General features: G+C 69.1%; 16 protein-coding genes. All 16 read left to right on the top strand.

Features of this window, described 5'->3' with window-relative positions:
• Positions 1-193 precede the first annotated feature (193 nt).
• A complete protein-coding gene (locus KME77_RS22270) occupies positions 194-928 on the top strand; it encodes a hypothetical protein (RefSeq protein WP_219470842.1) in 735 nt (244 codons plus the stop codon).
• A 10-nt stretch (positions 929-938) separates the two neighbouring features.
• On the top strand, positions 939-1,232 hold the full coding sequence (locus KME77_RS22265; RefSeq protein WP_219470840.1) for a hypothetical protein: 294 nt from the start codon (positions 939-941) through the stop codon (positions 1,230-1,232).
• A 25-nt stretch (positions 1,233-1,257) separates the two neighbouring features.
• Entirely contained in the window at positions 1,258-2,829 is a 1,572-nt protein-coding gene (locus tag KME77_RS22260; RefSeq protein WP_219470837.1) for a phage portal protein, read from the top strand.
• Entirely contained in the window at positions 2,822-4,717 is a 1,896-nt protein-coding gene (locus KME77_RS22255; protein WP_219470835.1) for a phage minor capsid protein, read from the top strand. The genes KME77_RS22260 and KME77_RS22255 overlap by 8 nt, the downstream gene beginning before the upstream one ends.
• Before the next feature lie 12 nt (positions 4,718-4,729).
• Positions 4,730-5,059, top strand: coding sequence for a hypothetical protein (locus tag KME77_RS22250; RefSeq protein WP_219470833.1), 330 nt, complete (start codon positions 4,730-4,732; stop codon positions 5,057-5,059).
• A gap of 160 nt (positions 5,060-5,219) precedes the next feature.
• Positions 5,220-5,978: a hypothetical protein gene (locus KME77_RS22245; protein WP_219470830.1), complete on the top strand. Its 759-nt coding sequence runs from the start codon at positions 5,220-5,222 to the stop codon at positions 5,976-5,978.
• A 6-nt stretch (positions 5,979-5,984) separates the two neighbouring features.
• Positions 5,985-6,932, top strand: coding sequence for a major capsid protein (locus KME77_RS22240; protein ID WP_219470828.1), 948 nt, complete (start codon positions 5,985-5,987; stop codon positions 6,930-6,932).
• A 100-nt stretch (positions 6,933-7,032) separates the two neighbouring features.
• Positions 7,033-7,410: a hypothetical protein gene (locus tag KME77_RS22235; protein WP_219470826.1), complete on the top strand. Its 378-nt coding sequence runs from the start codon at positions 7,033-7,035 to the stop codon at positions 7,408-7,410.
• A gap of 10 nt (positions 7,411-7,420) precedes the next feature.
• Positions 7,421-7,702, top strand: coding sequence for a hypothetical protein (locus KME77_RS22230; protein ID WP_219470824.1), 282 nt, complete (start codon positions 7,421-7,423; stop codon positions 7,700-7,702).
• A complete protein-coding gene (locus KME77_RS22225) occupies positions 7,695-8,045 on the top strand; it encodes a hypothetical protein (RefSeq protein WP_219470822.1) in 351 nt (116 codons plus the stop codon). Before KME77_RS22230 ends, KME77_RS22225 begins: the two co-directional genes overlap by 8 nt.
• A gap of 5 nt (positions 8,046-8,050) precedes the next feature.
• On the top strand, positions 8,051-8,431 hold the full coding sequence (locus KME77_RS22220; RefSeq protein ID WP_219470821.1) for a hypothetical protein: 381 nt from the start codon (positions 8,051-8,053) through the stop codon (positions 8,429-8,431).
• Positions 8,428-8,742: a hypothetical protein gene (locus tag KME77_RS22215; protein WP_219470820.1), complete on the top strand. Its 315-nt coding sequence runs from the start codon at positions 8,428-8,430 to the stop codon at positions 8,740-8,742. Before KME77_RS22220 ends, KME77_RS22215 begins: the two co-directional genes overlap by 4 nt.
• Positions 8,739-9,101: a minor capsid protein gene (locus tag KME77_RS22210; RefSeq protein WP_219470818.1), complete on the top strand. Its 363-nt coding sequence runs from the start codon at positions 8,739-8,741 to the stop codon at positions 9,099-9,101. The genes KME77_RS22215 and KME77_RS22210 overlap by 4 nt, the downstream gene beginning before the upstream one ends.
• Positions 9,098-9,553 (top strand): minor capsid protein, encoded by a 456-nt coding sequence (locus tag KME77_RS22205; protein ID WP_219470816.1) that lies wholly within the window; start codon positions 9,098-9,100, stop codon positions 9,551-9,553. The genes KME77_RS22210 and KME77_RS22205 overlap by 4 nt, the downstream gene beginning before the upstream one ends.
• Before the next feature lie 75 nt (positions 9,554-9,628).
• On the top strand, positions 9,629-10,099 hold the full coding sequence (locus KME77_RS22200) for a phage tail tube protein (protein ID WP_219470813.1): 471 nt from the start codon (positions 9,629-9,631) through the stop codon (positions 10,097-10,099).
• Between the two features lie 3 nt (positions 10,100-10,102).
• Positions 10,103-10,261, top strand: a 159-nt coding sequence (locus tag KME77_RS30620; protein WP_443679673.1) for a DUF7426 family protein, incomplete at its 3' end; no start/stop codon positions are given.

The following is a 10,261-nucleotide window of genomic DNA, read 5'->3' as shown; positions in this document are numbered from 1 at the left end:
TCGATCTCGCGTACGCGAACCCGCTCAGCCACAAACAGAGTCTGAGGCGATCACACCGACCGAGGTGGGACCTTGATCGGCGTGTCCCTACGAAACGGGGCAAACCCAAGATGATGCGGCACTAGCTGAGGCATGGACGCTTCAGCTTGGCGTCAGCGGCGTCGACCAGGCGCACGCCACCGACGCCGCCCACGTGGACGTGCAGGCGGCCAGCGCCGACACCGGCACGCTGGTGGAGCTTGTCGACGTCGCCAAGACGGTCGGCCCCATCTCCAACGACGCCGGAGCGCTGGCTGAGGCCGCCGACGTGGCCGCCCAGGCGGCGGCGGCCGACGCGGGCACGCTGACCGAAACGTGGACGCTGCAGCTCGGCCACGAGCGCGCCGACCAGGTGTCCTTGGCCGACGAGAACGCCCACGTGGACGCCCAACCCGCCGACGTCGACGGCGGCGAGCTGGTCGAGACGGTGGACATCGCCGAGACGATCGGCCCCGTCTCCAGCGATCAGGGCGTGCTCGCCGAGGCCGTCACAGTGCAGGCGCAGGCAGCGGCGGCCGATGTGGGCGCGCTGATCGAAGCCGCTGAGGCGGCGGTCGCCAAGGCCGCGGCCGACATCGGAGCGCTCGTCGAGCACGTCTCGACCGGCGTGGCCGTGTCCGACGCCGCAGCGCTCATCGAGCACGCGGCCGTCGAGGCGATCGTCACGGTCTCCGACAGCGCGTACCTGACCGACTCGGCGCAGCTGGAGGCCCCGAAGGTCGCCACCGACACCGGAGCGCTCGTCGAGCACGCCGAGGTGGCCGACATCGGGCGGGACATCGTCGGCGTCGGCCTGATCCGGCGCGGCTGGTCCGCTCATTCGCCGCGCCGCCGCTGGGTGGCCGGGACGCCGCGCCGGGGCTGGCGAGCGGATTCACCCCACACGTAGGGAGGTGCCAGTGGAGCCGATGTCCTCCCTGTCCAGGGAGTTTCTGTACGTCTACGTCGAGGGGGCGACCGGCCACGAGGCCGTGGAGCTGGCCTTCACCGCGCCGGACGTGAAGCCCGTCGCCGACGACTGGCATTCGGCCGAGTGGGAGCCGCCGCAACCGGACGGCGCTGACGCGAAGATCCTCGTCGGCCCCGGCGAGAACGCGGTGACGCTGCCCGCTGGCACCTACCAGGCGTGGGTGCGTGTGACCGCTGTCGACGAAACGCCCGTGCTGCCTGCCGGGCTCGTCCCCATCACCTGATGACCGACCAACGAGAGGTGGTGTGATGCCGCTCCCATCCGAAGACCAGGAGTGGCCGCCACCGCACATGCGTGCTGAGATGCGCCTGTACGGGCAGCATGGGGCCTGGTACTCAGGTGATCCCGATCGGCTCGCCGAGGTGTACGGCAACGGGGCGGTCACGCCTGGCATCGGCCTGGACTTGAAGGGCTGGGATCGGCCGCTGCAGTTCGCGGGCGGCGCGGTCGGCCGCGTGGCCCGCTGGTTCTGGGGCAGCCCGGTCCCGGCCGGGCAGAGCAGGTCGACGAAGCTGCACGTGCCGCTGGCGGCCGACATCGCGGCCAAGTCCGCGGACTTGCTGTTCAGCGAGCCGCCGACGCTGCGCGCGGCCGGGAAGAAGACGCAGAAGCGCCTCGACCAGATCATGAACGAAGGCAGCGTGTACGCCGGTCTGCTGGAGGCCGGCGAGCTGGACAGCGCTTACGGCGGCGTGTACCTGCGGGTCGGCTGGGACACGGAGATGGCCGACTATCCGGTGGTCGACTCGCTGCCCGCCGACTCGGCCGTGCCGGAGTTCCACTCGGGCAGGCTGGCGGCGGTGACGTTCTGGCGGGTCGTCGGCGAGGACCAGAAGGTCGTGTGGCGGCACCTGGAGCGTCACGAGCGGGGCCGCGTCTTCCATGGCCTCTACCAGGGGGATGATGCCCGGCTGGGGCAGGCAGTGCCGCTGGAGGATCATCCGGCGACCGCCGGTTTCGCGAAGATCGTGGACGAGGACGGCGGGTTCGATTCCGGCTACGACAAGGGCCTGCTCGTCTACTACGTGCCGAACATGCGCCCGCACCGGACGCTGCGCGGCACGGCGCTGGGCCGCTCCGACTACGCCGGGGTGGAACCGCTGATGGACGCGCTCGACGAGACGTGGACGAGCTGGATGCGGGACCTGCGGCTCGGCAAGGCCCGCATCATCGTGCCCGAGGTGTACCTGCAGAACACCGGCCGCGGCAAGGGCTCGTTCTGGGACCCCGACCGGGAAATCTACTCCGGCCTCGGCATGCTGCCGCCCGCGAACGGCGGCGGCAACATGATCACCGTCTCGCAGTTCGCGATCCGCGTGGCCGAGCACCAGCAGACCGCCAAGAGCCTGGTCGCGCAGATCTTGCGCGGAGCCGGATACAGCGTGCAGTCGTTCGGTGAGGCCGGGGAAGGCGTGGAGGCGACCGCGACGGAGATCCACTCCCGCGAGCGGCAGTCGCTCACCACCCGGGGCCGGAAGGTCGGCTACTGGACGCCCGCGCTGGCGTGGCTGGGCGACTGCCTGCTGCACGTCGACCACTACATCTACAAGTCGAAGGTCACTGCCGAACGCCCGCAGATCGAATGGCCTGACGGCGTGTTCCTGGAGACCGAGTCGGTGGCCCGGACCGTGGATCTGCTGAACCGGGCGCAGGCCGCGTCCATCGACACCCGGATCAGGATGGTTCATCCGGACTGGGACGACGACCAGGTGTCGGCGGAGATGAAGCGGGTGCGGGACGAGCTGGGCATGAACGTCCGCGACCCCGACGCGTTCTCCGACCAGATCATCCCTGGCCAGGATGACGACCTTGATGGCTGACCTGCTGGAGCAGGTGGAGGAGCGTATCGCGCTCGCCGCCGCCATCTCCACGAGGTACGCCGAGGCTGAGGAGCACCTGTTCGAGGTCGTCGCGAAGGCGGTGGCCAAGAGCGGGAGCGCGCCGCAGCAGGCGAGCGCCCGGCTCGCCGAGGTGAAGGCGCTCGGCTTGCAGGCTGAGAAGGTCCTGAAGGAGCTGGAGTCGTTCGCGGCGCAGGCCCTTGAAGAGGGGGTCACGAAGGCGTGGCAGGACGGCTTCGTGCGGGCGAGCCAGGAGCTGGAACGCCTGGGCGAGGACAAGGGCATCAGCCCCGGCAAGGGGCTGGCGCAGCTGCTGAAGGAGGCGCTGGGCCTGCTGCCTGCCCTCACGACGGGGGCGTTGCGGCAGGTCAACGACATCTACCGGCAGGTGATCGCGGAGACGACGCCGCTGGCGCTGACGGGTGCGGTCACGCGGGAGCAGGCGACGACGCGGGCGCTGCAGAAATTCGCTGCGAAGGGCATCACGTTCTTCGACGGCAAGAACCGCACCTGGTCCATCTCCAGCTATGCGGAGATGGCGGCCCGTACAGCAATGGCGCGGGCGGCGAACGAAGGCCACCTGCAGACGTTGCGGGAGAACGGCCGTGACCTGGTCATGGTGTCGCGAGCGCCGTACACGTGCCCGCTGTGCGACCCGTGGGAAGGCAAGGTGCTCACCCAGGCGGGGGCGGCCGGCGACCGGCAGGAGAAGAACGTCCTGACGGGCGAGATCATCGCCGTGCACGTCGCGGGCACCGTCGCCCAGGCGCGAGCGGCCGGGTTGCAGCATCCGAACTGCAAGCACACGTTCGGCGTGTACCTGCCGGGCCTGACGAAGCCCGCGCCGAAGCCGGCAGCGAAGGGCACGTACGAGGACACGCAGCAGCAGCGCTACCTCGAACGGCAGATCCGGGCGTGGAAGCGGCGCGCGGCGGCGGCCCCGCCGGGCAGCGCGGAGAAGAAGGCCGCGGAGCAGCACACCAAGGCGTTCCAGGCGCAGATGAAGGAGCACCTGGACAAGACGGGGCTGCTGCGGCAGAGGAATCGTGAGCGGGTCCGCCCGGACGAGACGACGACGCCGGATCTGCATCCGTCGTCGAAGCCGCCACCGGCCGCGCCCAGCTCGGCGAAGCCTAAGTCGGCGAACTCCACACCATTGATGCGAGCAAAAGCGCATGCGACAACACGGCCCACCGCCAGCGGACGCAAGTCGAGCATGCGGGACGCCGTCCGGCACCGGACCAACGCCGACGGCGAGCAGTGGATCAACACCAAGATGGCGCCGATCCCCAGGAGCCGGTGGGACAACGACGAGCTGCGGGCGATCGAGGCGTACACCGGCAGCGCGTACACGTCTATGAACTCGGCGCTGCGGGGGCCTCCCCGTTCCGGGCGACCCGAGACCCGCAAGCTGATCGACGACCTCGACAAGGCGATGACCCGGCAGTCGGTGCCGGAGCCGGTCATCGTGCACCGTGGCGTCGATGACGGTTTCACCAAGGCCAACGGCGTGGATCTCGGGTCGGACGAGGAAATGGAGGGGATGGTCGGCCGCGTCCTGCGCGATAAGGCGTACATGAGCACGAGCGTCGGCAGGCAGGCCGCCTTCCACCTCAACGATATTGCTCTGGCGGTCCGCGTTCCTGCTGGTCATCCCGCATTGAATGTGGAAGGGCTCACGTCGAATCCCGGCGAACGTGAATTGCTTTTGCGTCGCGGAACAACGTACGTCGTCCATTCCGTTTATAAAGTGAATAGCCAATGGTATGTGGAAGCCGAAATCGTGCCGGATGATTGGTTCGACACCGGCCCGCCTGCCGACTGGCGGCCCGACCCTCTGGGCGACATCGACACCGGATACAGCTACTAGGAGGATCGCGGCATGGCAGAGCAGCAGGAGCATCCGCGGTTCTCGGAGAGCATCACCGTTGTCGGCCAGGCGGCCGGGACCTACAACGGCAAGCCCGCCGCCCAGGACGCCGTACGCCGTGCATGGCTGAAGGACCCGGACGGCATGGTCCTCGGCCACGTGTGGACGGACGGCCAGGACGCGGCCGGGTTCGTCAAGAACGCCGACGCGGGCAGGCCCGCCATCGCGGCGGCCGCGCAGGTATGGGGCATCCTGAAGGACGCGCACGACGCGGGCCGACCGGCCGCCGACGTCCTCGCCCCCTCCCTGTACGCCCCTGAGTTTGAGCTGGTCGTCGACTAGCTCATCCCTTACCACCATGTGAAAGGCCCGCCCGGCGCGGGCCTTCTGCATTTCCAGGCGCACCCCGCCAGGTGCGCCTTTTTTGCGCCCGCCCGCAGGCCGGGCGGCGTGCGACAGCCCGCAGGACGGGCGGCACATCACCGATTCAAGGAGTCAGCTCATGGCAGACGAGCAGATCGAGGTGGCCTCCACCGCAGACCAGGCCGGTCAGGATGCCCTCGCGCCGGAAGCGGCGAACGACACCGCTCCGGAGCAGCAGCCGCCGGCCGCCGACGACAAGGCCAAGCCGGACGCGCGGAAGGTTGGTGACCTTCCCGCGTGGGCTCAGGCCGAACTGCGGCGGGCACGCACCGACGCCGTCAAGTACCGCACGCAGCTGCAGGAGAAGGAGAAGGCCGCGGAGCAGCAGGCCGGGCCGTCTCCTGAGGAGGTCGCGGCGGCGGCGAAGGCTGAGCTGGCGCAGCAGATCGGCAAGGCCCTCGGCCTGGTCGAGGAGGAGAAGCCGGTCGATCCGAAAGACATGATCGACCGTCTCACGTCCGAGCGGGACAGCACGGCGAAGGAGCGGGACTCCGAGCGTGAGCTGCACCGGCGGGCGCTGGTCGAGCTGGGGGTGCACCGTACCGCGCTCAAGCAGGGCGCTGACGGTGACGCGCTGCTCGACTCGCGTTCGTTCCTGCGTTCCATCAAGGACCTCGACCCTGCAGCCGAAGACTTCTCGACCGTCCTGGGCGAGCGGATTCGGCAGGCGGTCGAGGACAACCCGAAGTTCAAGGCGGCATCCCTGCCGGGGCCGCCCGCCCGATCAGGAGGCGAGTTCACCGGTGGGCCCGGTGGCCGATCCAACGATCCGGACCAGATGACCACCGATGACTTCCGCGCGCAACGGCGCCGGAAGGCCAACACCACCAAGGAGTAGGCCCACATGGCTAACACCTTTCTGACCCCGACCGTCATCGCCCGCGCGGCGCTGGCCACCCTGTACGAGACCACGGTGATGGCGATGCTCGTTCACCGGGACTACGAGGAGGAGTTCGCCGCGAGAATCGGCGACACCGTCAACGTGCGCAAGCCGGCGGTGTTCCAGGCCAACGAGTACGTGCGCGCGAACGGCATCCAGATCCAGAACGCGCAGGAGACCAGCATCCCGGTCACCCTGAACCACTTCGCCGACGTGTCCTTCGCGGTGACCACGGAAGAGCTCACGTTGAAGATCGAGGACTTCGGCGTGCAGCTGCTCAACCCGGCGATGGAGGCCATCGCGCAGAAGATCGACAGGGACATCCTGGCGCTGCGTGACGACGTCCTCCAGGAGGTCGGCGTCACCGCTGCGGGCGGCGTGCAGTTCCCGGCCAACCCGGTCGGCAAGAACATGTACGCCTACAGCAACCCGCGCGTGGCCATCGACGCGCGCAGGGTGTTGAACCAGCGCAACGTGCCCAGCGCGGACCGCTACATCGTGGTCGGCCCCGAGATCGAGGCGCTGTGGCTCGGCGACGACCTGTTCAACAGGGCCGACGCCAGGGGAGACACTGACGGCCTGCGTGAGGCGTCGCTGGGCAGGCGCGTCTTCGGTCACGATCCTTACCAGACGCAGAACATCAAGGTCCCGGCGCAGACCACCGGCAACAGCAAGTCCGAGGTCGGTATGGCTTTTCACCGGACCGCGTTCGCCCTCGTCACCAGGCCCCTCGTGCTTCCGCAGGGTGCCGCGAACGCTGCTGTCGCAAGCTATAAGGGTTTCGGGTTGAGAGTCGTTATGGACTACGACATCGACAAGAAGCAGGACGTTGTGTCGATCGACTGCCTGTACGGCACTAAGACGCTCGACGCCAACCGGGCCGTTCTCATCAAGGACGCGGACGTCGCGTAACTCCTCTTGCAAGCTCTTCAGCTTGTGTGAGGCGTACTTTTAGGCCCGCCCGCACCTCCGGGTGGGCCTTCCATCTCCCAGCCTCAGGAGGGGGCACACGATGGGCCACAAGGTCAACAGCGTGGACGGCAAGGCAGGCGACGTCGACCTGTCCGCCGTCCGCACCTTCACCAAGGAGTACCGCGTCCCCAAGGGCGCGGCCGGAACCTACATGGTGACCAGGCTCCCGGTCGCCTGCACGGCCGTCGCCGTGCGCGCCTACCGCGCGGGCGAGACCGGCGGCACCGTGAACGCCAAGCGCAACAGCGGTGACCTGCTCGCGGACAACCTGGCCACCGAAACCGACGCGTGGACGGGCTGGACGCACCTGCTGAACGCCGTATTCGCCGCCGGCGACACCCTGTCGGTCGTCACCGCCGACCCGGCTGGTAGCCCGACCGAAGTGGTGGTGCAGGTCGATCTCCGAGTGAATCCGTAGGGCGGCGCGCATGTACGTGTACCGCAACAGCAGCACCAGCGACGTGTACCAGACGCCGTACCGGTCGGCCCGGCTGGACGCGCTGCCGAACTGGCTGCTGATCGACGCCCCCGACGAGCAGGCCGAGACGCCCGATGAGCCCCCGGCCGGGCCGTCACGCCCGCTCGAAACCGACCATCGGGCCGCGTGGATCGCTTACGCGATCTCCAAGGGCATGGCCGAGAAGGACGCCAACGCCCTCAGCAAGGCCAGCCTCGTGAAGGAGTTCGGCCGGGAGGAGGATGATGCCTAGAACTGACCTGCCCGTCACGAAGATCGTGCGCGCCGGGCACGACCTGGCGGCCGACCTGCCTACGCCCGCCGCTGCGGACGGGCACGCGTTCGTCAACAACGGCCGCCGCATGATTCGCGTGCGCAACGTCAACGCCGCGGCCCGGACGGTCACGGTGCAGATCCCCGGCGAGATCGAGGGCCAGCCGATCCCCGACGTGCCGTACATGGTCCCGGCCGATGACGGGGACGTGCTGATCCCGCCGCTGCCCGCGATCTACAACCAGGCCAACGGCAAGGTGTACCTGGACTACTCGGACCCGGCCGGGCTGACGGTCGACGTCCTCGAACTGCCTGCGGGGTAGCCGACATGCCGACGTACGCCACGGCGCAGGACTACATCGACTACACCGGCACGGCAGGCCCGGACGACATCACGCGGCGGCTCACGCGGGCGTCGGAGCGGGTCGACGAGATGCTGTCCAACGCCATCTACGAGACGACCGCCGAGGGCATCGCCGTGGACGCGGTGCTCAAGGACGCCATCATGCGGGCGACCTGCGCGCAGGCCGCATGGACGCTCGCGGTGGGGGACGAGTTCGGCACCGCGTCGGCTTTCAAGGACGTCGCCATGGGATCCGTGCGGCTCGCGCGCGCGGACAGCAAGACAGGCGAAGCCCCCCGGTACGCGCAGGACGCCGTGTCGATCCTGCTGGCGGCTGGCTTCCTGATTGCGGTGATGACCTGGTGACCGCCATCCCGGACTGGATGTTCCGCCACACGGCGACCGTGAAGCCGCTGGTCGGCGAGGGCGCGTACGGGCCGGTGTACGGCCAGCCGGAGGAGCATCCGTGCCTGGCCGACGACAAGCGGCAGCTCGTCCGCGATGCCACCGGCCTGGAGGTCGTCTCCGACACGACCCTGTACTTCAAGCCGGGCGTGGTGTGCCCTCCGGGCAGCCAGGTCACGGTCAACGGCCGGACGACCACGGCCATCACGTCCCTCGTCCGCGACGGCGGCGGCCTGCCGACGCCCGATCATGTGGAGGTGGCGCTGAAGTGAAGGACGGCATCGACGTCAAGCTGGACATGCACCTCAACGTCGCAGCCTTCGACGAGGAGACCAAGACGGTGGCCGCTCGCGCGCTCAAGGACGCGGCGCTGCACGTGCTGCAGGTGTCGAACATGCGGGTGCCGCTGCAGGAGGGCCATCTGCAGAACTCGGGCGACACGTCGGTGGATCGCTCGGCGCTGCGGGCCGCTGTCAGCTACAGCCAGCCGTACGCGGTCAGGCAGCACGAGGAATTGACCTGGAAGCACGCGCCCGGCCGTGAAGCGAAGTACCTGGAGACGGCGCTCGAAGAGGAAGCCCACGCGGTGCAGGCGCTGCTCGCGCAGCAGCTGAAGGAGCTGTTCCGGTGACGCCGCCGCCGGGGTGGACGCGGATGCTGCTGGCGGGCATCGGCCAGCTCCTGGAGGACGCGGGCGCAGGCGACTGGAACCCCGAAGGGGTCTACACCGCCGACCAGACCGCCATCACGCTCGGCGGTCTGCCGTCCGCCCCGGACCTGGCCATCTCGCTCGCGACGTACGGCCTCGGCCAGGGCGGCGATGACATCGAGCAGACCGACAGCTCCGTGTTGGTGCAGTTCCGGGTGAGGGGCGGCCAGGACCCGCGCGTGGCCGACGACCTGGCCGACGCCGTGTTCAACGCGGTGCACGGCCTGAGCGAGCGCCGCCTGTCGACCGGTGTGTTCGTGCTGCTGGCTCAGCGGCGCATCGTTTCCCCGCACACGCGGGACGGCTCGGGCCGGGTGGAGCGGGCCGACAGCTACGAGCTGCTGTGCGTCCGCCCGTCCACGTACCGGGGCTGACTCCCTTCCCCCTCTTTTTTCATTGCTGCCAGCTCTATCGCTGGCGGTTTCGGCATGCGCTCACAAGGAGATGAGATGACGCTGCGCAGCCTGCTCGCCAAGGACTGGACCGTCGAGGTCAACACCGGCACCACTGCCGCGCCGACCTGGACGCCCGTCAAGGGCCTCACGGAGTTCTCGGAGGAGATCGACACCAACGCCGAGGACGACAGCGACTTCGACGGTGACGGCTGGTCGTCTCAGGTGATCACTCAGCGCGGATGGACGCTGACGGTCAATGGCAACCGCAAGCGCGACGCCGACGCTCTCACGTTTGTGCCGGACCCCGGGCAGGAGTTCCTGCGCCAGGCCGGCCACGTCGTCGGCCCCGGCGCGGACGTGCACGTGCGCTGGTACCGGCGCGACGGCTCACCCGACGCGTACGAGGGCCGCGCCGGAGTCGACTACAAGGGCGCCGGCGGCGAGACCACCGACCTGGAGCCGTTCGAGATCGAGCTGCTCGGCCAGGGCAAGCCCGTCGAGATCGACAACCCGGTGGCGGCGTAACCCATGGCGAAGCTCAAGGCCCTCGACGAGTTCTTCGACGACACGCTCACGCTGCCGCTCGGCGGCACGGAGTACACCATCCCTGCGCCGGACGCGGAGACCGGCCTGCTGTGCCAGAGGCTCATGCAGGCCGGGGTGGCCCGCGCGGACGGCCAGGAGGCG

Origin of the sequence: Nonomuraea rhizosphaerae, assembly GCF_019396405.1 — a bacterium.
Lineage (GTDB): Bacteria > Actinomycetota > Actinomycetes > Streptosporangiales > Streptosporangiaceae > Nonomuraea > Nonomuraea rhizosphaerae.
This window is presented reverse-complemented; position numbering and strand designations above follow the sequence as displayed.

Bases quoted from the DNA above. Each gene is read 5' to 3' on its own strand.
- KME77_RS22260 (WP_219470837.1), top strand. From the start codon at position 1,258: ATGCCGCTCCCATCCGAAGACCAGGAGTGGCCGCCACCGCACATGCGT.
- KME77_RS22255 (WP_219470835.1), top strand. From the start codon at position 2,822: ATGGCTGACCTGCTGGAGCAGGTGGAGGAGCGTATCGCGCTCGCCGCC.
- KME77_RS22250 (WP_219470833.1), top strand. From the start codon at position 4,730: ATGGCAGAGCAGCAGGAGCATCCGCGGTTCTCGGAGAGCATCACCGTT.
- KME77_RS22245 (WP_219470830.1), top strand. From the start codon at position 5,220: ATGGCAGACGAGCAGATCGAGGTGGCCTCCACCGCAGACCAGGCCGGT.
- KME77_RS22240 (WP_219470828.1), top strand. From the start codon at position 5,985: ATGGCTAACACCTTTCTGACCCCGACCGTCATCGCCCGCGCGGCGCTG.
- KME77_RS22235 (WP_219470826.1), top strand. From the start codon at position 7,033: ATGGGCCACAAGGTCAACAGCGTGGACGGCAAGGCAGGCGACGTCGAC.
- KME77_RS22230 (WP_219470824.1), top strand. From the start codon at position 7,421: ATGTACGTGTACCGCAACAGCAGCACCAGCGACGTGTACCAGACGCCG.
- KME77_RS22225 (WP_219470822.1), top strand. From the start codon at position 7,695: ATGCCTAGAACTGACCTGCCCGTCACGAAGATCGTGCGCGCCGGGCAC.
- KME77_RS22220 (WP_219470821.1), top strand. From the start codon at position 8,051: ATGCCGACGTACGCCACGGCGCAGGACTACATCGACTACACCGGCACG.
- KME77_RS22200 (WP_219470813.1), top strand. From the start codon at position 9,629: ATGACGCTGCGCAGCCTGCTCGCCAAGGACTGGACCGTCGAGGTCAAC.